This is a genomic window from Streptomyces sp. SD31 (assembly GCF_052068475.1).
GTDB lineage: Bacteria > Actinomycetota > Actinomycetes > Streptomycetales > Streptomycetaceae > Streptomyces.
This window is the reverse complement of record NZ_JBQHCX010000009.1, coordinates 349,923-367,424: the sequence shown is the minus strand read 5'-3', so window position 1 is coordinate 367,424 and position 17,502 is coordinate 349,923. Positions and strand designations below refer to the sequence as shown.

Genomic DNA, 17,502 nt, shown 5'->3' with positions numbered 1-17,502 from the left:
CGACTACGGCTTGGGCAGCACGCACCCGCTCGCGCTCAGGTCGAGCTTGTTGTCGACGCCGAAGCAGGCGGGTATCCGGTAGATCTGCTGGGCGTAGTTGATGCCCTGGCGGACGGTGACGTTGCCGCTCTCGTCGACCTCACACGGGTTGTTGACCGTGCAGCGCCCGCCGTCCTCGTTGCCGGTGTTGTTGACGGCGACGACCTTGTTGGTGGCCTGGTCGATGACGGGGGAGCCGGAGGTGCCGCCGATGGTGTTGCAGGCGGAGGTGTAGCGGACGGAGTCCTTGAAGGTCCAGTCGCCTTCCTTGAGGCGGTACGCGAACCCGTCGATGTTGCAGTTGTACAGCCGCTTCCAGTAGCCGGAGGCGACGGTGATGGCGGTGCCGGCGACCGGGTGGGTCTCGGCCACGGTGAGCGCGTTGATGCTGTACGAGCTCTTGATCTGCCCGTACGTGGTGGTGAGTTGGTAGAAGGCGACATCCGTGTCGGTCATCGTCCCGTAGGCGATCTTGCTGGCCCGCAGGGTGGCGACCCGGCTGCCCGAGGCGTTGAGCAGACTGAAGGTACGGCTGGAGGCCCGGTCGACCACGACCTGGCCGGGGCCGGGCATGCCGGTCTCCAGACAGTGGCCGTTGGTCATCACCAGCGCCGGGTCGTTGTCCTCCGAGTCCGAGAAGCGGACGACGGAGCCGGAACAGTTGCTGAGCGCGACGGTGCCCGCGAAGTTGACGGCCTGAGCCTTGGGGCCGTTCAGGACCTGGTCGAGGGTGTCCGCGGTGGAGGCGACGGTGTCATTGACCACCGACGTGACCGAGCCCGTGTCCACGCTCTTGCCGAAGGTCTCGGCCGACTCCAGGGGAGCCGCGACCGCGGGTACGGCGCCGGCCCCGGCTATCGCCAGGGCGAGGAGGGCGGCGCCGAGAGGTTTTCTCATGTGGGGGTCCCCTCATACGAAGAGGGGTGACCGAAGAACTTCCGGTCACCCGCATTTTTGTCATGCGCATTGTCACCGCATGAGGGGGGTGCGGACAAGGACTTACTTACCGGTGAGTTCAAGCCGTAGGGCTTTCCCTATCACGGCACGCAGGGGGCGTTGGGCGAGCGGCGCAGGACGTTCACGAGAGGGCGATGACATCGCCACACCCGGCAGATTGCGCGAGGCCGGCAGGACAGCGAGCCGGTGAGGCCGGCTCTATTTGGGGCCCTTCGTGTTCCCCAGCCCCCGCCCCGGGTTGCCGTCACGCCCGCCACCCGGTGCCGTCGCGCTCGTCGTGGCGGTCGGGGTGGTCGGGGTGGTCGGGGCCGCACTCGTGGTGGTGATGGTGGGGGTCGGCGAGGGGCTGTCGGCGTCGTCGTCCTCGGCGGCGGAGGCGGTCGGCGAGGCGTCCGGGGCCTGTGTGCGCAACGGCCCGCTGCCGTCGGACGAGCCGGGCGTGGCGGAGGCGCCGTCGGTGGGCTCGGCCGGGTCCGCCGAGTCCCCCGCCGTCGGGCTCGTACGGTCCTGCTTGCCCCGCGAGCCGCCCTCCGGCGCCGAGCCGGACAGCGAGAAGCCGGCGATCAGCGCAGCCGCCGACACCACCCCCGCCGCACCGACCACGACCACCGCGCGCCGCGCACCCCAGGTCCGCCCCTTGCGGCGCACACCCCGGCCCGCGCCGCCCGCCCGACGCCCATGCCGTGCACCCGCACCGGCGCCGGCGCCCGCGCTCGCACTCTCGCCGGAGCCGTGGCCCGTCCCCTCGGCCGCTCCGGCATCACCCACCCGAGGCAGCCGCGCCGTGGCGTCGTACGCGTTCTGCCAGCCGTGCGCGGCCGCCGGGTCCGTGTACTCCTCGTAGGCGGGGGATGCCGTCGGCTGTGGGAGGTACACGTTCGGCGGCGCCTGAGGTGGCTCGTTTTCGCGCTCGGGTGGCCTGGACATGACCGCGCATTGTAGGGACGGGAGCGACCCGTGGGACAGCTACCGGCGATAACGGCCCAAACCCCCGCGTCTCACGTGTCGGAAAACACGGCCCAGGGGGCGTTACCGGGCCGTAAGCTCCTTGACATGCAGGTGATCCAGTCGACCAAGCTCGCCAACGTCTGTTACGAGATCCGGGGCCCGGTGCTCGAGGAGGCGATGCGGCTCGAGTCGGCGGGGCATCGGATCCTCAAGCTGAACACCGGGAACCCGGCCGCGTTCGGCTTCGAGTGCCCGCCCGAGATCCTGGAGGACATCCTCCGGAACGTGTCGACGGCCCACGGGTACGGCGACGCGAAGGGGCTGCTCGCGGCGCGCCGGGCCGTCGTGATGCACAACCAGACCCTCGGCATCGAGACCGACGTCGAGCACGTCTTCATCGGCAACGGCGTCTCCGAGCTCATCGTCATGGCGATGCAGGGGCTGCTCGACGACGGGGACGAGGTGCTCGTGCCCGCGCCCGACTACCCCCTGTGGACCGCCGCCGTGTCCCTGTCCGGCGGCACCGCCGTCCACTACCGGTGCGACGAGCAGTCCGACTGGATGCCCGACCTCGCCGACATCGAGCGCAAGGTCACCGACCGCACCAAGGCCCTCGTCATCATCAACCCCAACAACCCGACGGGGGCCGTGTACGACGAGGCCATGCTCCGGGGGCTGACGGACATCGCCCGCCGGCACAACCTCCTCGTCTGCTCCGACGAGATCTACGACAAGATCCTGTACGACGGCGCCACGCACACCCCGACCGCCGCCGTCGCCCCCGACCTGCTCACCCTCACCTTCAACGGCATGTCGAAGGCCTACCGGGTCGCCGGGTACCGGGTGGGATGGATGTCGATCTCGGGCCCCCGCGCCCACGCCGACTCCTACATCGAGGGCCTCACCATCCTCGCGAACATGCGACTGTGCGCGAACATGCCCGGTCAGCACGGGGTCGTGGCCGCGCTCAGCGGGCGGCAGACCATCAATGACCTGGTGCTGCCCGGGGGGCGGCTGAAGGAACAGCTGGATGTCGCGTACGAGCTGCTGACACAGATCCCCGGGGTGACGTGCGTACGGCCGAAGGGGGCGCTGTACCTCTTCCCCCGCCTCGACCCCAAGGTCTTCAAGATCAAGGACGACCGGCGGATGGTCCTGGACCTGCTGCGCCGCGAGAAGATCATGGTCGTCCAGGGCAGCGGCTTCAACTGGCCGGAGTCGGATCACTTCCGGGTGGTGACGCTGCCGACGGTCACGGATCTGCGGGACGCGGTCGGGCGGATCGGGCGGTTCCTGGACGGATACAGCCAGCCCTAGATCTTTTACGCTCGCTCAACTTTAGACGGAATCTAAGCTAGGATGGTTTCCTGACAGCACAGGAGGCCATCCATGTACGAACCGATCCGCACCAAGTCGGTCCACAGCACGATGGGCGGCACGACCTCCGACTTTCCGCACCGTTCCCGCGAGGAGGAGCTGGACATCCAGCTGGGGGGCCATCTCGCGGCACTGCTCACCGTCACGGACGAGCTGCGCACGACGGCTCCCTCCGCCGACCTGGATGAGGCGGCCGAGCGACTCGCCGCCCAGGTGAGCCGGTTGCGGGGTGGGATGACGCCGGCCCGCCTGTCAGCGGCGCCCTCCGGCACCGACCTCGCCGCCCTGCACCAGCGGGCACACGCCCTCGCGGGCCGCGCGCTGGTCGTCGCCGCGTCGCGTGCGGATACCGCTGCCGCGATCCTCGCCGCCGAGCGCATGGATGCGCACGGCGCTGCGCTGGCTGCTGCGCAGGCCGAGCCGCAGGAACTGACCGGCGTCGGCTGATCCCCCCTGAACGGCCCCGGTCCGCGTGCACCCGCAGCGACGCGCGGACCGGGTTGCCACAGTTTGTTTTTTCGCGGCTGACGGTTGTCCGTGGCTTGTCGCGCCCACGCGGCGGAGCCGCAAATCGACACAGCCCCACGCCCCAAAAAGCAGGGCGTTGCAGTCCGCCGTGTCGTAACGGGACCGGGATGACACCTCCCGTTCATCCCCTTCGGCGGGGAACGTTGGATTCCGGGAGCACTCTTCCCTGCGTGAGACGTATCGCAGGGATCGTCCTCGCGGTTCTGCTGATCGGTGGCGTGGTGGCCGCCGTCGTCGCGGGTCGCAGTGATGAGGACAACGGCACGGCAACGAAGACCGTGCGGGGAGTGATCGGGTCGGAGAAGGCGGAGTTCTTCGCCGATCCCGATGTGGTGGAGGCCCTCGCCGCCAAGGGCTACACCGTGAAGGCCGAGACCTCCGGGTCGTGGGCCATGGAGGGGCTGGACCTCGAGGGGTACGACCTGGCGCTGCCGTCGAGCCAGGCGCCGGCCGCCGAACTCGCCGCGAAGTACAAGGTGACGGGGGCCCTCCCCCGCCCCTTCTACTCGCCCCTCGTCGTGGTGGCGCACAAGAACGCCGCCGAGGTGCTCGCGGCGAACGGCCTCGCCACGCTGGACGAGGCCCACCGGGGCACGCTGAAGATGGCCGCCCATCTGGACGCCGCCCGGGCCGACCGCACCTGGCAGCAGCTCAAGGGGGCCCAGAAGTACGGGGAGTTGACGGGCACGCTCTACCTGTCCAGCACCGACCCCGAGACCTCCAACTCCGGCGCCCTCTACCTCGCGGCCGCCTCCTACGTCGCGAACGGCGGCAAGGTCGTCGCCACCGACGCCGAGGTGGACCGCACCGCACCGCTGCTGCACAAGCTGGTCAGTGTGCAGGGCGCCCAGCAGGCCGGCAGCGACGCCGCCTTCCGGGACTTCGTCAGCGGTGCCGGCAATCCGCTCGTCGTGGTCTACGAGTCGCAGGTCGCCTCGCTGCTGGCGGACGGGCAGAAGCCCGAGGACCTGGTCGTGCTCTACCCCGACACCACGGTCAACAGCGACCACACCGTCGTACCGCTCACCGAGGACGGCAAGGCAGTCGCCGAACTCCTCTCCTCGGACCCGAAGTTGCGCGAGCTGGAGGCCCGGCACGGCTTCCGGCCGCAGGGCGCCGCCGCCGAGTTCACCTCGGACACCACCTACCTCAAGCAGGAGCTGACCGGCGTCCGCCAGGCGCCCGTGCCCACCTCCAAGGTGCTGCACGAGCTGGCGCGACGGGCGCGCGGATAAGGGGGACAGCACCACATGACCAGCAACGACGACACCTTCGTCCTCACCCCGCCCGAGCCCGTGGCCACGGTGCCGCGGGAGAAGGCGGGCGGGCTCGTCCCCGTGGACGACGCCGTCCGTACCGACATGGCCGAGAAGGCCTCCACCTATGTGGAGGAGCTCGCGGCGCTCGACGCCCGCTCCCCCGAGTTCGCCGGCAAGGTCGGCGAGATCACCGCCCTGGGTGCGGGTGAGATGCGCAGCGCCGCCGCGCAGTCCAACCGCATGCTGGAGAGGACCATCCGGAGCCTGCCCGACAAGGGCGGGGACGCCCAGGCGCAGGTCGCGGGCTCGCTCGTCGAACTGCGGCGGGTGGTGGAGGACTTGGACCCGCGGGATCTTCCCGCCGCCAAGGGGCGCAAGTTCCTGTCCCGGCTCCCGGGCGGCAACAAGCTGCGCGATCACGTCGCCAAGTACGCCTCCGCGCAGGGGACCCTGAACAGAATCGTGGGATCGCTGCGGGGTGGGCAGGACGAGCTGCGGCGGGACAACGCCGCCCTGCAGACCGAGCGGGTGCGGCTCTGGGAGAGCATGGGCAAGCTCCAGGAGTACGTCGTGCTGACGGAGGCCCTGGACACCGCCGTCGAGCAGCACATCGCCCGGGTCACCGACCCCCAGCAGGCCGACAGTCTGCGCGCCGACATCCTCTTCCCTGTCCGGCAGAAGCACCAGGATTTGCTCACCCAGCTCGCGGTGTGCGCGCAGGGCTACCTCGCCATGGACGTCGTACGACGCAACAACGAGGAGCTGATCAAGGGCGTCGACCGGGCGGCCACGACCACCGTCTCGGCGCTGCGGATCTCCGTGATGCTGGCGTCCGCGCTCGACAACCAGAAGAAGGTCATCGAGCAGGTCAACGCCCTGCGCGGGACCACGGAGGATCTCATTCGCGGCAATGCCGAGATGCTCGCCACACAGGGCGGCGAGATCCAGCGCATCGCCGCCGACCCGGCGGTGGGAGCGGAGACCCTCCGAAGCGCCTTCCAGCAGATCTACCGCACGCTCGACGCCATCGACACCTACAAGGTCCAGGCGACCGAGGCGATGGCGACGACGGTGGAGAACCTCACCGCCGAACTGCAGCACGCGAGTGCCTACTTGGAGCGCAGCCGCGCGCAGGGCGCGCTGGAAGGCGGGCTCGGATGAGAGCACGGCTCTTCGCCCCCGCGCTCGCCGCGCTGGCCCTCCTGACCGCCTGCACCTCGCAGCAGCCCGAGGACGACCCGAACCCGAACGCCCCGCAGCCCGGCACCCTCCGCGTCCTCGCCTCCAGCGAGCTCGGTGACATGACCCCGGTGCTCGACCGGATCGCCGACGACACCGGCATCAAGGTGCGGCCCACCTACATGGGCACCCTCGACGCCGTGGAACTGCTGGCGAAGGGCAAGGCGGACGGGCAGTACGACGCCCTGTGGCTGTCCTCCAACGACTATCTGCGCCTGCGCCCCGACGCGGCGAAGAAGGTCGTGTCCGAGACGCCGGTCATGTCGAGTCCGGTGGCCGTCGGGGTCAGGTCCACGGCACTCGGCAGGCTCGGCTGGAAGCCGGACGCGGTCACCTGGACACAGATCGAGCGGGCCGTCCGGGACGGGAAACTGACGTACGGCATGACCGACCCGGCCCGCTCCAACTCCGGATTCGCCACTCTCGTCTCCGTCGCCTCGGCCCTGTCCGGCGCCCAGTCCGCGCTCACCGACGCCGACGTCACCGAGGCCACGCCCCGGCTGAAGGAGTTCTTCCGGGGGCAGAAGCTGACGTCGGGTTCCTCGGGCTGGCTGGCGGAGGCGTACCAGCGGCGCGGGAACGTCGACGCCCTGCTCAACTACGAGTCCGTCCTCAAGGGCATCCCGGGCCTGACCGTGATCCGCCCCAAGGACGGCGTCGTCACCGCCGACTACCCGCTCTCCTCCCTCGCCTCGACCGGCAGCGCGACCCGCGAGGACGTCCGCCGCCTCACCGAGGCCCTGCGCTCCGAGGACATCCAGCGGCTGATCACCGAGCGCACCCATCGCCGCCCGGTCGTCGCCTCCGTCCCGCCCGCGTCCGGCCTCGACAGCAGCCGGCGGCGCGAACTGCCCTTCCCGGGCACCCGGTCGGTCGCCGACGGCCTGCTCGACTCGTACGAGAACGAGCTGCGCCGCCCGTCCAGGACCGTCTACGTCCTCGACACCTCGGGCTCGATGGAGGGCGACCGCCTGGAGCAGCTGAAGGAGGCACTCGCCGACCTCACCGGCGACTTCCGCGAGCGCGAGGAGGTCACGCTGATGCCGTTCGGGTCGGACGTGAAGAGCGTGCGCACGCATGTCGTGGAGCCGGCCCGCCCGCAGAGCGGGCTCGACGCGATCCGCGAGGACACCGACGCGCTCACCGCCGAGGGCGACACGGCGATCTACACCTCGCTGGAGAAGGCGTACGAGCATCTGGGCGCCGGACGGTCCCAGGACACTTTCACGTCGGTCGTGCTGATGACGGACGGCGAGAACACCACCGGCGCCGAGGCGGCGGACTTCGACGCCTTCTACGCCGGGCTCGACCGCGACCGGCGCGACACGCCCGTCTTCCCCATCCTCTTCGGCGACTCCGACCGGTCCGAGCTGGAGCACATCGCCGAGCTGACCGGCGGCCGCCTCTTCGACGCCCAGGAGGGCTCGCTGGACGGCGCCTTCGAGGAGATCCGTGGCTACCAATAAGTCGGCTCCGAGCAAGGCACTGGCGTACCTGGAGTCCCGCAAGAACATCGCGGGGAGCGCGTGCGGGGTCGTCGGGCTCGTGCTGACGTTCGCGGGGGTGGCGGGGCCGTACTGGCCCGTCGTCGTCACCGGCCTCTACGGCGCGGGCGCGCTGATCGCCCCACCGGAGCGGCCCGCGCTGCCCGACTTCCCGGATCCGTCGGCCCAACTCGACGAAGTGCGGGGCGACTTCGAGAAGCTGCGCGGCTATCTGACGGACGTCGAGCTGTCGGTCACGGCGGCCGCGCGGCTGCGTGAACTCACCGAGCTGCTGGGCGCGTTGCTGGACCGGGGCTGGGTCGCCGAGCTGCTCGCGCACGATCCGGAGGGCGTGCACGTGCTCTCCCGGATCGTGCGGCGCGATCTTCCCGAGGCCGTCGACAGTTTCGTACGGACGCGGTGGTGGACGCGGATGACGCCCGGCACCGAGTCCCCCGAACTCCATCTGGAGCGCCAGCTCGGCCTGTTGAAGAAGGACGCCGAGCGCCTGGCGGCGGGCCTGCGCGAGGTGGAGGCCCGCCGTCAGGAGTCCCACACCCGGTATCTGGAGGACCGGGGCGGAACCGGCGGCGGCTTTACCGCCTGACGTACACCGTCGCCGAGGCGGACGACGCGGTGTGCAGGTCGTCGCCCGGCCAGCTGACCGTGTAGTCCGCGTCGCCCCGGGTGCGCGGCAGGTCGTTGATCGTGAACGTGCCGTCGGCGGCGACCGTCACCGACGACAGCGTGCCGGTGCCGAGCCGGTCGGTCCGGGTGACGTTGAGGACCGCCCGGTCCGCCAGCGCCTTGCCCTGGGCGGTGAAGGTGCCGGTGATCTCGACGCCCGTGCTCAGCGAGCCCTCCTCGAGTGCGGTGAGCGCGATCGAGGTGGGCGCCTTGCCGACGTTCACCGTGGTGGTGACGTCCTCGGCGGGGCGGTGGGTCAGGTCGCCGAGGTAGGAGACGGTGTAGGTGGCGTCGCCGACGAGGTCGGGCTCGTCGAGGACGGTGAACGTGCCGTCGGCCTTGACGGTGAAGGTGCCCAGGTCATGGGTGCCGGTGGCGTCCGTGCGGGTCGCCTTGACCTTCAGGGGCTCGGTGGGCGCCGGGCCGTCCTGCTCCAGCTTGCCGCGCACGGCGAGCGGCTCGCCTGCCACGGCCTGGGCGGGGCTGTGGGTGAGGCCGCCGGTGAAGCGGGCGTCGTACTGGACGGCCGGGGGCTGGATGACGTGCAGCCAGAACTGGTTGCCGGCCGCGTTGGTGGTCACCGCGAACAGGCGGGAGCCGTCCGCCGACCACTCCAGGCCGCGCGGGGCGACCCGGTCGCCGTCGAGGCTGCCCTCGAAGACGAACTCCAGCGGGGCGGTGGCGTCGGCCGGGTCGGCGGGCTGCACCAGCAGGTCCGGCGTCGAGCCGGTGGCCGCGGCGCCGCGCGCGACGTACTTGCCGTCGCCGCCGAAGGCGACCGCGCTGGCGGCGGCATCGGCGGGCAGGGCCTGGTAGCCGTCGGCGGCGTCGGACAGGTCGGTCGTGTTCAGCAGCCGGGTGCCGTAGGCGGCGTCGGCGACGGCGACCTTGCTGCCGTCCGCGGAGAACGCCATGTCCTTCAGGTTCAGGGCGCCCTTGCCGTCGGCGTCGGCGAACCGGCGGGCCGCGCCCCGCACGAGGGTGCCGCCGCTGGTGTCGTACACCGTCAGGAACGGGTTGCCGGCCTGCGCGTTGAGCGGCTGCCCCATCAGCATCCGGTCACCCGGTCCGGCCTCCAGCTGGAGTTTGCCGTAGTCCTGCCAGTTGGTGCGCGGCGCCGTGTTGGTGGCGGGGACGTAGGAGTCCAGGTAGGTCAGCGTCGTGTCGCACTGCGAGGTGTAGTAGGAGTACGGCGTCGTGTAGTACGCGGTGCCGCCGGAGAAGGCGAGGCTGCGGCCGCAGGTGTCGGTGGAGACGTACAGGCCGTTCGAGGTGTAGGTGCCGGTGTCGTAGCGCCAGATCACCTCGCGTCCGCCGACGTAGAGCGTGGAGCCGTCGGCGTTCAGCGCCAGTCCGGAGATGTGCTGCTGGGTGCTGATCGTGGTGATCCGCTCGCCCTGGAAGTTGTAGACGACGATGAGGCCGCTGTTGGAGTAGCTGCCCATGTTGCTGTCGGCGACGTAGACGCGTTCGTGCGCGGAGTCCACCGCCAGCGCCGAGTACGACGAGATCGGCAGCTTGGCCACCGCGTCGGAGGCCGCCGCGTGGGCCGCGGGTGCGGCGGCGACGGTCAGGCCGGTCCCGGCGAGTGCGGCGGCGAGCAGCGTGGCCGCGAGACGTCTGGGACGGTGTGCAGTATTCAACTGTGCCCCCCACAGGCTGAATCGAGCGCTCACTGGGATCAGTGACACTCCTGTGCCGAACATGTAACAGCCGTGAAGATCCTGCGATCAAGGGGGCGCGACGGCAGAAGGTTGGCGGATACAGGCGAGGGCCTGTCGCCGCGCGCTTCCGTCGGGGCGGACGGGAACGCGGCGACAGGCCCAGAGCCCCGCACGCCGTTGTACGGAACCTCGCCGGTCTGTGGTGCTGTCACCGCGGCCGGCCGTGACGATGTTGCTGGTCAGGGCACACTCGGAGCCGGCCGCGGCGTCTTTGGGGGCTGTTCTCAGCCCAGGCGCTGCACCAGCGCGTGGTACTCGTCCCACAGCTCCTTCGGCGTGTGGTCACCGAAGGTGTTGAGGTGCTCGGGGACGAGCGCGGCCTCCTCGCGCCAGACCTCCTTGTCGACGGTGAGGAGGAAGTCGAGGTCGGAGTCGGCCAGTTCGAGGCCGTTCGTGTCCAGGGAGCCCTTGGCCGGCAGGATGCCGATCGGGGTCTCGACACCCTCGGCCTTGCCCTCCAGGCGCTCGACGATCCACTTCAGGACACGGCTGTTCTCGCCGAAGCCGGGCCAGACGAACTTGCCCTCGTCGTTCTTGCGGAACCAGTTGACGTAGTAGATCTTCGGCAGCTTGGACTGGTCCTTGCCCTTGGCCACGTCGACCCAGTGGGCCATGTAGTCGCCCATGTTGTAGCCGCAGAAGGGCAGCATCGCGAACGGGTCGCGGCGCAGCTCGCCGACCTTGCCCTCGGCGGCGGCGGTCTTCTCGCTCGCCACGTTGGCGCCGAGGAACACGCCGTGGTTCCAGTCGAAGGACTCCGTCACCAGCGGTACGGCGGTGGCGCGGCGCCCGCCGAAGAGGATCGCCGAGATCGGCACACCCTTGGGGTCCTCCCACTCGGGCGCGATGATCGGGCACTGCGAGGCGGGAACGGTGAAGCGGGCGTTGGGGTGGGCGGCGGGCTCCGAGGACTCCGGGGTCCAGTCCCGGCCCTTCCAATCCGTCAGGTGGGCCGGAGTCTCCTCCGTCATGCCCTCCCACCAGATGTCGTTGTCGTCGGTGAGCGCCACGTTGGTGAAGACCGAGTTGCCCCACAGCGTCTTCATCGCGTTGGCGTTGGTGTGCTCACCGGTGCCGGGCGCGACGCCGAAGAACCCGGCCTCGGGGTTGATGGCGTACAGCCGGCCGTCCTCGCCGAAGCGCATCCAGGCGATGTCGTCGCCGATCGTCTCGACCGTCCAGCCGGAGATCGTGGGCTCCAGCATGGCGAGGTTGGTCTTGCCGCAGGCGGAGGGGAAGGCCGCCGCCACGTACTTGGACTCACCCTGCGGCGGGGTCAGTTTCAGGATCAGCATGTGCTCGGCGAGCCAGCCCTCGTCGCGGGCCATGACGGAGGCGATGCGCAGGGCGTAGCACTTCTTGCCGAGCAGGGCGTTGCCGCCGTAGCCGGAGCCGTAGGACCAGATCTCGCGGCTCTCGGGGAAGTGGGAGATGTACTTGGTCTGGTTGCAGGGCCAGGGGACGTCCTCCTGGCCTTCCTCCAGCGGGGCGCCGACGGAGTGCACGGCCTTCACGAAGAAGCCGTCCTCCCCCAGCTCGTCGAGGACGGCCTGCCCCATACGGGTCATGGTGCGCATGGAGACGGCGACGTAGGCCGAGTCGGTGATCTCGACGCCGATCGCGGAGAGCTTGGAGCCGAGCGGGCCCATGCAGAACGGGACGACGTACATGGTCCGGCCGCGCATCGAGCCGCGGAAGACGCCCTTCTCGCCGGAGAAGACCTCGCGCATCTCGGCGGGGTCCATCCAGTGGTTCGTCGGGCCGGCGTCCTCCTCCTTCTCGGAGCAGATGAAGGTCCGGTCCTCGACGCGCGCGACGTCGGTCGGGTCGGAGGCCGCGTAGTACGAGTTGGGGCGCTTGATCGGGTCGAGCCTCTTGAAGGTGCCCTTCGCGACGAGCTCCCCGCACAGGCGGTCGTACTCGGCCTCGGATCCGTCACACCAGACCACGCTGTCCGGCTGCGTCAGTTCAGCGATCTCGTTCACCCACGAGACCAGTGCCTGGTGGTTTGTGGGGACGACGGGGGGAGCCGCGATGTCGCGCGCCACGGTTGCTCCTAAGTGAGGGATTTTGTCCTGAATATGCCCTTGTATGCCCCGTGGGGGCCGCGACCCGGATGCTTCGCGGACGGGAGTGGACTGGATCCACCATCCCGATCTTCCGCGCTCATCCGGTGCCGACCGCACTCATTTGATCATCCGACGCGTCCGCCCATATGTCCAGAGGGCGTCACAGGTGAGCGGCGTGAGCATCGCCACTCATCCAGATGTTTTCGATGCGTCACCACGGCTTCACCCCGGGTGCGCCCATTCCGGGTACCCCATGAGAGGATGGCCACTTCCGAGCGGTCATCTGGCCACCCTGATACGTAACTTACGGACCCGTAGGTACGATGCCCCGCATGACGTCGCCCGCCCCCGACGCGCCCACGGACCCGCCGGCCGCCGGCCGGGGTTCCGCCGCGTCCTCCTTGTCGCACCAGATCGCGCACCACGCCCAGCAGCTCTCGGACGAGATCAAGCCCAAGCTCCGCGGCTGGCTGCACCTCGGCATGTTCCCGGCCGTACTCGTCGCGGGCCTGGTGCTCACCGCCCTCGCGGACTCGACCAGAGGCAGGATCGCCTGCGGAATCTTCGCCCTCACCGCCTGCCTGCTGTTCGGCGTGAGCGCGCTGTACCACCGAGGCAACTGGAGCCCGCGCATGGACGGCATCCTGCGCAGACTCGACCACGCGAACATCTTCCTGATCATCGCGGGCACGTACACGCCACTGACGATGCTGCTCCTGCCGGGGGCCAAGGGCCAGTGGCTGCTGTGGGGCATCTGGGCCGCGGCGGCCGCAGGCATCGTCTTCCGCGTCTTCTGGGTCGGCGCCCCGCGCTGGCTCTACACCCCCTGCTACATCGCGATGGGCTGGGCGGCCGTCTTCTTCCTGCCGGACTTCATGCGCACCGGCGGCATCGCGGTCCTGGTCCTGGTGATCGTCGGCGGTGTGCTGTACAGCGCGGGCGGCGTGATCTACGGCATCAAGCGCCCGAACCCGTCACCGCGCTGGTTCGGCTTCCACGAGGTCTTCCACTCCTTCACGCTGGCGGCCTTCATCGCGCACTACGTCGGGATCTCGCTGGTGGCTTACCAGCACGGGTAACACGCCCACCGCACCGAAGGGCCACGGCTTGCAGCCGTGGCCCTTTTTGCGCGCGGATTTTGCATGCCGAAACCGATTGACAGTCACTACATTTTAAGAGCTCCTCGCATTTCATGCGCGCGGGCCGCCGACACCGCCGGGGAGTCCGTGGTCGCGGCGCACCTCGTCGGGGGCGTGGTCCTGCTGGTGTGCGGCATCGCGGCCCTCGTCTCCGCGCTGCCGGCGGTGGCTTTCCTGCCGGCCACACCTCGTCCGACCGAGACCTCCACGCCCCCGGACATGGCTGACGCGCATGCCGATGCTCGACAATGACCCCCATGACACCCGCACGCTCCCTCCCCCTCCCCGACGGCCCCCAGCTGGGGCTTCGTGAGCGGAAGAAGATCAAGACCCGGATGGCGATCCGCACCGCGACCTACGCCCTGATCGAGGAACAGGGCTACGACGCCACCACGGTCGAGCAGATCGCCGAGCGCGCGGAGGTGTCGCCGTCCACGGTCTTCCGCTACTTCCCCACCAAGGAGGACATCGTCCTCACGGACGAGTACGACCCGATCCTGCTGGACGAGCTGCGCAAGCGGCCGGCGGAGGAGACGTGGATGGAGTCACTGCGCTACGTCATGAGGCTGGCCATCAGCACCGGACTGGAGCAGGAACCCGAGGCCACCCGGCTGCGGTCGTACCTCATGGCCCAGGTCCCCGCGGTGCGCTCCCGCATGCTGGAGAGCCTGTCGGTCACCGGCCGGATGCTCTCCGAGGCCGTCGCCGATCGCACCGGCCTGCCGCGGGACAACTTCGAGGTGCGGGTCTTCACGAACTCCCTCATCGGCGGGCTCGCGGAGATCTCCCTGTACTGGGCCGAGAACGACTTCAAGGACGATCTCCGCGACCTCCTCGACCGCGCGCTCGACGTGCTCGAGCACGGCCTCCCCGCGAAAAAACAGCCGAGGCACGAGCCCCCGGCCGTGACATCCTGACCAGGTGAACGGACCCGAGATCCACGTCGAATTCGCCCCCGAGCTGCGCCTGTTCCTCCCGAACGGACGACGCGAGGGCGCGAGCGCCGTCACCACCGACGGCGTCTCGACCCTCGGCCATGTCGTGGAGTCCCTCGGCGTCCCGCTCACCGAGGTCGGCACCCTGGTCGTCGACGGCCGCGAGGTGCCCGTGGCGCACGTCCCGGCGGCGGGCGAGTCCGTGACCGTACGGCCCGTCCAGCGCCCCCAGCGGGTGCCCGGCGCTCCCCTGCGCTTCCTGCTCGACGTCCACCTCGGCACCCTCGCCCGCCGCCTGCGCCTGCTCGGCGTGGACACGGCGTACGAGTCGACGGACATCGGCGACCCGGCGCTCGCCGCCCGCTCGGCCGCCGAGCAGCGGGTGATGCTGAGCCGGGACCGGGGGCTGCTGCGCCGGCGGGAGCTGTGGGCCGGCGCCTTCGTCTACAGCACCCGGCCCGAGGAGCAGCTCCGCGACGTCCTCGACCGGTTCCGACCCGAACTGCGTCCCTGGACCCGCTGCACCGCCTGCAACGGGCTGCTCAAGGAGGCCACCAAGGAGGAGGTGGCGGACCAGCTGGAGGGCGGGACGCAGCGCTCGTACGACGTCTTCGCGCAGTGCACCCAGTGCGGGCGGGCGTACTGGAAGGGCGCGCACCACGAACAGCTGGTGGCCATCGTGGAACACGCCCTCGCCGAGTACGCCAACCCGAGTTAACGCCGGGTCACATCACCCTTGCCGCAGGCGGTTCCGTCCCTGTTGCGGTCCAGCCGCAGCGGGTCGTCCTTGCCGTTGACCTTCAATCGGCCGTAGTCGTTCGCCTTCAGCCAGTCGCAGCGGGCCTTCGTCGTCGCCTTCACCGTCGGCGGGAAGTCCGTCGGCACACAGACGTTGGCGGAGCCGTAGTGGCGGTCGCAGCCGGAGACGGTCGGGCTGACCTTCTGGGACGTGCGCTTCTTGCCGGGACCCGTGACCTTGCCCTTGAGGTCGTCGGCGAAGTCGTGGACGTGCGCCGAGGCGTCCGTCGCGCTCAAGGCCTGCGGGCCTTGGAGGTGCACCCACTTGGCCACCGACGGGACGCCGTTGGCGTCGACCGCGAAGAGCATGTACCAGCCGGGCGGGGCCAGGTTGGGGTTGCTCGTCACGTTCAGGTCGACGTTGTTGCCGTCCACCGACAGCGGCAGGTCGACGAAGCGCTGGTTGGGGTCGGAGGAGTGGGTGACGGCGGCCGGGCGGATCAGCTCGGCCTTGGCGATGGGACGGTCGACGGTGATCCGCTGGGTGTCGCCGTAGGTCCACTCGGTGTCGATGACCGAAGTGATCGTCGGGCGCTCACCCTTGAGGAGATAGGGCGGGGTGTAGACCGACACGTCGTGGTTCCAGGTGCCGTTGCCCGGGTTGTCGCCCGTCGTCATCACCCGCCCGTCGGGCAGCAGGAAGGCGGAGGAGTGGTAGCCGCGCTCCTCCGGGTCCGTGGCCACCGGGTCGAAGGTGTTGGTCGCCGGGTCGTAGAGCGACGACTCGTACACCGGGTCGGCCCGGTTGTGCAGCGCGCCGCCCGTCTCCAGGACCTTGCCGTCCGGCAGGAGTACGGCGGAGGCGTACATCTTGCCCTGGTTGCCGGTCTGGGGAACCTTGCCGCCGCCGAGGTCGACGGTGCCCTGCGGGAGCGGCGGGCCGGCGACGTAGGACGGGTTGGGCTGCTTGAGGTCGATGACATCGGTGAGGCGGTTGGCGTCCGGGTTGGAGTCGATGTTGCCGCCGCCGATGGTGAGGACCTTCTGGTCCTGGGCCGGGGGCAGCAGCACGCTCGCCGACTGGTCGCGCTCGTCCTTGTTCTGCAGGCCCGGGACCTGGGTGATCGTGTTGGCGTCGTAGTCGTAGATCGCCGAACCGGTGCCCGGGATGTTGTTGCCGAAGACATGGCTGCCCGAGTAGAAGAGGCGGCCGTCCTGCATCAGGATCATCGACGGGTACAGGCCCCAGAAGGACCAGGTCTGGTTGACCTTCCACGTCGGCAGCCACCGCTGCTCCGCGTCCGACCACCGCTCGGCGGTCACCGAGCCGCTGGAGTCCTCCTTCAGCCCGCCGAACGAGATCACGTCACCGTTGCCGAGGATCGTCGCCGACGGGTACCAGTGGCCGTCGTTCATGTCGTTGGTCTTGCTGTACGTCTCGGTGACCGGGTCGAAGAGGTACGAGTCCTTGTAGCCCTGGTAGCCGATCGTTCCGTCCGCCGACGGATAGCCCTTGTTGCCGCTCATCACGAGCACCCGCCCGTCGTCCAGCTGGACGTGGCCCGCGCAGAACATGTCCTTCGGCGTGGGGATCTGCTTGTACGTGCCGTTCCGCGGGTCGTAGACCGCGCTGGTGAACGTGCCCGCCGCGAACCTCTCCGGGTCGTTGCCGGAGCCCGCGATCAGCAGCACCTTGCCGTTGTTCAGGACGACGGAGTGCATGGAGCGCACGGGGTTCTTCGTGGGCAGCACGTCCCAGCGGCCGTTCGCGCACTCCTGAGCCGTGCCCGTGCACACCGGGTCCGGGACCGGGTCGGCGACCTGGTCCATCGTGTAGTCGTCGGTGGTGACGGAGCCGGTGCCGTAGACGGAGACGCCCCAGGCGATCCGGTCGGTGCCGGCCGGCACCTCGGGCGTACGGACCGTGGCCTCCGTCCAACCGGCCGCCATCTCCAGCGTCTTGAGGTCGGTCCAGTACTGCCAGCCCGCTGTGGCGTCGTGCCGGAAGAGGGTGACCGAGGTGTCGGGGGTGGTCGACTTGTACCAGAGCCCCAGGTCGTACTGCTTGCCCACGGTGACGACGGGCGCGCACGCGGCGGACTCGGTGATCAGTGCCTTGCGGTCGCCGTCCACGCGGCGGGTCAACGTGACCTTCATGGCCTTGCCGCCGGAGTGGGCGTCGGCCACCGTCTCGAAGGTGAAGTCGTTGTCGCCCCAGCCGGACTTCTTCCAGCAGTAGGGCATGTCGTCGGTGCCGGCGGTCTCGAAGCCGGGGTTCTTGATGAGGTTGGCGGCGGAGGCGGGCTGGGGCGAGGTGAGGAGCAAGCTCCCGGTGAGGCCCATCACCGCCAGCAGAGCCGTCCTCCGTCCTGATCTCAT

14 protein-coding genes and 1 pseudogene are annotated in these 17,502 nt (G+C 69.8%); 10 read left to right on the top strand and 5 right to left on the bottom strand.

What is annotated here, in order from left to right; genetic code table 11:
- Nucleotides 1-3 precede the first annotated feature (3 nt).
- On the bottom strand, nt 4-936 hold the full coding sequence (locus ACTMVF_RS21745) for a trypsin-like peptidase domain-containing protein (protein WP_441272739.1): 933 nt from the start codon (nt 934-936) through the stop codon (nt 4-6).
- Between the two features lie 258 nt (nt 937-1,194).
- Nucleotides 1,195-1,923, bottom strand: coding sequence for a hypothetical protein (locus ACTMVF_RS21740; RefSeq protein WP_441272738.1), 729 nt, complete (start codon nt 1,921-1,923; stop codon nt 1,195-1,197).
- Between the two features lie 126 nt (nt 1,924-2,049).
- Between ACTMVF_RS21740 and ACTMVF_RS21735 the strand changes: the two genes are divergently transcribed.
- The 6 genes from ACTMVF_RS21735 (at nt 2,050) to ACTMVF_RS21710 (ending at nt 8,438) form a co-directional block, all read left to right on the top strand.
- A complete protein-coding gene (locus ACTMVF_RS21735) occupies nt 2,050-3,261 on the top strand; it encodes a pyridoxal phosphate-dependent aminotransferase (protein ID WP_441272737.1) in 1,212 nt (403 codons plus the stop codon).
- Nucleotides 3,262-3,333: 72 nt separating this feature from the next.
- Entirely contained in the window at nt 3,334-3,768 is a 435-nt protein-coding gene (locus tag ACTMVF_RS21730; RefSeq protein WP_441272736.1) for an SCO4983 family protein, read from the top strand.
- A 251-nt stretch (nt 3,769-4,019) separates the two neighbouring features.
- On the top strand, nt 4,020-5,084 hold the full coding sequence (locus ACTMVF_RS21725; protein WP_441272735.1) for a hypothetical protein: 1,065 nt from the start codon (nt 4,020-4,022) through the stop codon (nt 5,082-5,084).
- A 15-nt stretch (nt 5,085-5,099) separates the two neighbouring features.
- Nucleotides 5,100-6,269 carry a toxic anion resistance protein gene (locus tag ACTMVF_RS21720; protein WP_441272734.1) on the top strand — a complete coding sequence of 390 codons (1,170 nt, stop codon included), beginning with the start codon at nt 5,100-5,102 and terminating at the stop codon, nt 6,267-6,269.
- A complete protein-coding gene (locus ACTMVF_RS21715; RefSeq protein WP_441272733.1) occupies nt 6,266-7,813 on the top strand; it encodes a substrate-binding and vWA domain-containing protein in 1,548 nt (515 codons plus the stop codon). Before ACTMVF_RS21720 ends, ACTMVF_RS21715 begins: the two co-directional genes overlap by 4 nt.
- Nucleotides 7,814-7,832: 19 nt before the next feature.
- On the top strand, nt 7,833-8,438 hold the full coding sequence (locus tag ACTMVF_RS21710; RefSeq protein WP_441272815.1) for a hypothetical protein: 606 nt from the start codon (nt 7,833-7,835) through the stop codon (nt 8,436-8,438).
- Here ACTMVF_RS21710 and ACTMVF_RS21705 read toward each other — a convergent pair.
- Nucleotides 8,428-10,161 (bottom strand): Ig-like domain repeat protein, encoded by a 1,734-nt coding sequence (locus ACTMVF_RS21705; protein ID WP_441272732.1) that lies wholly within the window; start codon nt 10,159-10,161, stop codon nt 8,428-8,430. The two genes, ACTMVF_RS21710 and ACTMVF_RS21705, sit on opposite strands and share 11 nt — an antisense overlap.
- Before the next feature lie 305 nt (nt 10,162-10,466).
- The gene (locus ACTMVF_RS21700) at nt 10,467-12,290 is read right to left on the bottom strand and encodes a phosphoenolpyruvate carboxykinase (GTP) (protein ID WP_441272731.1); all 1,824 of its coding nucleotides are present in this window, start codon (nt 12,288-12,290) and stop codon (nt 10,467-10,469) included.
- Nucleotides 12,291-12,643: 353 nt separating this feature from the next.
- On the opposite strand from ACTMVF_RS21700, the gene trhA reads away from it, so the two are divergent.
- The 4 genes and pseudogenes from trhA to ACTMVF_RS21680 all read left to right on the top strand — a co-directional run bounded on the left by trhA (nt 12,644) and on the right by ACTMVF_RS21680 (nt 15,103).
- Nucleotides 12,644-13,390, top strand: a complete 747-nt coding sequence (gene trhA / locus ACTMVF_RS21695; protein WP_441272730.1) for a PAQR family membrane homeostasis protein TrhA — start codon at nt 12,644-12,646, stop codon at nt 13,388-13,390.
- A 117-nt stretch (nt 13,391-13,507) separates the two neighbouring features.
- Nucleotides 13,508-13,702: pseudogene (locus ACTMVF_RS21690) on the top strand (MFS transporter); the annotation flags it as partial.
- A 5-nt stretch (nt 13,703-13,707) separates the two neighbouring features.
- Nucleotides 13,708-14,367, top strand: coding sequence for a TetR/AcrR family transcriptional regulator (locus ACTMVF_RS21685; protein WP_441272729.1), 660 nt, complete (start codon nt 13,708-13,710; stop codon nt 14,365-14,367).
- 4 nt (nt 14,368-14,371) lie between these two features.
- Entirely contained in the window at nt 14,372-15,103 is a 732-nt protein-coding gene (locus ACTMVF_RS21680) for a Mut7-C RNAse domain-containing protein (RefSeq protein ID WP_441272728.1), read from the top strand.
- On the opposite strand, the gene ACTMVF_RS21675 is transcribed toward ACTMVF_RS21680, so the two are convergent.
- The gene (locus ACTMVF_RS21675; protein WP_441272814.1) at nt 15,100-17,502 is read right to left on the bottom strand and encodes a galactose oxidase-like domain-containing protein; all 2,403 of its coding nucleotides are present in this window, start codon (nt 17,500-17,502) and stop codon (nt 15,100-15,102) included. The genes ACTMVF_RS21680 and ACTMVF_RS21675 overlap by 4 nt on opposite strands.

Coding starts and splice junctions, on each gene's coding strand:
- ACTMVF_RS21745 (WP_441272739.1), bottom strand. CDS start 936: ATGAGAAAACCTCTCGGCGCCGCCCTCCTCGCCCTGGCGATAGCCGGG.
- ACTMVF_RS21685 (WP_441272729.1), top strand. CDS start 13,708: ATGACACCCGCACGCTCCCTCCCCCTCCCCGACGGCCCCCAGCTGGGG.
- ACTMVF_RS21730 (WP_441272736.1), top strand. CDS start 3,334: ATGTACGAACCGATCCGCACCAAGTCGGTCCACAGCACGATGGGCGGC.
- ACTMVF_RS21740 (WP_441272738.1), bottom strand. CDS start 1,923: ATGTCCAGGCCACCCGAGCGCGAAAACGAGCCACCTCAGGCGCCGCCG.
- ACTMVF_RS21720 (WP_441272734.1), top strand. CDS start 5,100: ATGACCAGCAACGACGACACCTTCGTCCTCACCCCGCCCGAGCCCGTG.
- ACTMVF_RS21675 (WP_441272814.1), bottom strand. CDS start 17,502: ATGAGATCAGGACGGAGGACGGCTCTGCTGGCGGTGATGGGCCTCACC.
- ACTMVF_RS21715 (WP_441272733.1), top strand. CDS start 6,266: ATGAGAGCACGGCTCTTCGCCCCCGCGCTCGCCGCGCTGGCCCTCCTG.
- trhA (WP_441272730.1), top strand. CDS start 12,644: ATGACGTCGCCCGCCCCCGACGCGCCCACGGACCCGCCGGCCGCCGGC.
- ACTMVF_RS21735 (WP_441272737.1), top strand. CDS start 2,050: ATGCAGGTGATCCAGTCGACCAAGCTCGCCAACGTCTGTTACGAGATC.